Source organism: Photobacterium salinisoli (genome assembly GCF_003614885.1).
In the GTDB taxonomy this organism is placed as follows: Bacteria; Pseudomonadota; Gammaproteobacteria; order Enterobacterales; family Vibrionaceae; genus Photobacterium; species Photobacterium salinisoli.
This window is the reverse complement of record NZ_QZMS01000006.1, coordinates 1-1,444: the sequence shown is the minus strand read 5'-3', so window position 1 is coordinate 1,444 and position 1,444 is coordinate 1. Positions and strand designations below refer to the sequence as shown.

The window sequence follows — 1,444 nt, the reverse complement described above, 5'->3', positions numbered from 1 at the left end:
AATCAGCTTCCCAGCTCGTCCATGACCTATCAGCGCACCAGTAACTTTCAGATCTCCAGCATTAGTAATGCCGGGGTGGCGAATCGCTCGGTGCCTAATAACGGCTGGAGTGCGTACGCCGAAACGGGGCGCTCTTCACCGCGGACACTGGGTTTACGGCTGCATAACGCCAGCACCTATGTCAGCACGCCGGGCAGCGGGCAATCACACAACCACGGTCACGTCGATGTGCGTCAAAAGTCGGTGGCCGTCATTTGGATTATGAAGTTATGAGAATTACAGCAGTCACACAGGATCAGCTCATCGTCATAGATGGTGTGCCGGCCTTTTTGGGACACATCGGCGGCTATGCCATGCGGCAAGGTGAATGGGCGGTTGATTTCAATACCCTGACCGGGCTGGGGCATATCGAATATACGGATAACCGCCCGAATCAGGTTATCGACAGCACGGTGTTTAATGCCGCCTATGCGTGGCTGATTGACGAACACAAACGTTATGTCACGGCCATGGCCGAACAACACGCAGCAGAGGAAGCGGCACGCAATGAGCAGCAACAAGATCTTATTGATACTGAGTCTGATGGTGATGGGGTTAGCAGCAATGACGATGTATAAGCCGCGAGGCATCCGAAACAACAATCCGGGCAATATTGAAGACAACGGCACCGCATGGCGTGGCCGCGTCGGTAACGATGGTCGCTTTGTCATCTTCGACAGACCGGAAAACGGTATCCGTGCGCTGGCCCGGACGCTGAAAACCTATCGCAACCTGCACGGTCTGACCACGGTGCGCGGCATCATTAACCGCTGGGCGCCACCTGTGGAAAATGACACCAGCGCTTATGTAGCTCACGTTGCCGGGGCGCTGGGTGTATCGCCGGACACCTCGCTGTCAGAAGCGGAAACCATGGACATTGTGCCCCTGATTATCCGCCATGAAAACGGCATGCAGCCCTACAGCGCCAAGATGCTCAATGCGGGCATTCAGGCGGCATAAGGGGGAGTGATGCTCGGTGCATTATTGAATCTGCTCACGGGCGGGGTGACGGCATGGCAGCAGCACAGCCGCAACAAGGCCGAAGCCCTGAAACGTAAAGACGAACTGGAACAGGCCAAACACGCCGCCAGGTTAAAACGGCTTGAGTACGGGGACGAGAAAGCGGCCACTCTGGACGAGCTGAGCATCAAGGGCCGGGGCTGGAAAGATGAATTTATCTTACTGGTTGTCTTCACGCCTTTGGTGCTGTGCTTCTGGCCTGATTACGCGGTGTATGTGGATGCAGGTTTTCAGGCGCTCAGCAGCATCCCTGAGCCTTACTGGTATGTAGTCGGGGCTATCGTCGTCGACGTGCTGGGAATGCGCTCTATGGTGCGCTACCTGCTGGAATTCTTCTCACACAAATTCAGAGGGAAACCGACTTGATAGAGATACTGCAACAACT

General features: G+C 55.3%; 4 protein-coding genes. All 4 read left to right on the top strand.

Annotated features, from left to right (window positions below):
- Nucleotides 1-273, top strand: a 273-nt coding sequence (locus D6M16_RS22365; RefSeq protein ID WP_205576812.1) for a hypothetical protein, incomplete at its 5' end; no start/stop codon positions are given.
- Nucleotides 270-617 (top strand): hypothetical protein, encoded by a 348-nt coding sequence (locus tag D6M16_RS00555; protein ID WP_120510123.1) that lies wholly within the window; start codon nt 270-272, stop codon nt 615-617. The genes D6M16_RS22365 and D6M16_RS00555, both read left to right, overlap by 4 nt.
- Nucleotides 610-999, top strand: coding sequence for a structural protein (locus D6M16_RS00550; RefSeq protein WP_027253764.1), 390 nt, complete (start codon nt 610-612; stop codon nt 997-999). Before D6M16_RS00555 ends, D6M16_RS00550 begins: the two co-directional genes overlap by 8 nt.
- A 9-nt stretch (nt 1,000-1,008) precedes the next feature.
- Nucleotides 1,009-1,425 (top strand): hypothetical protein, encoded by a 417-nt coding sequence (locus D6M16_RS00545; protein ID WP_120510122.1) that lies wholly within the window; start codon nt 1,009-1,011, stop codon nt 1,423-1,425.
- The last annotated feature ends 19 nt before the right edge of the window (nt 1,426-1,444 follow it).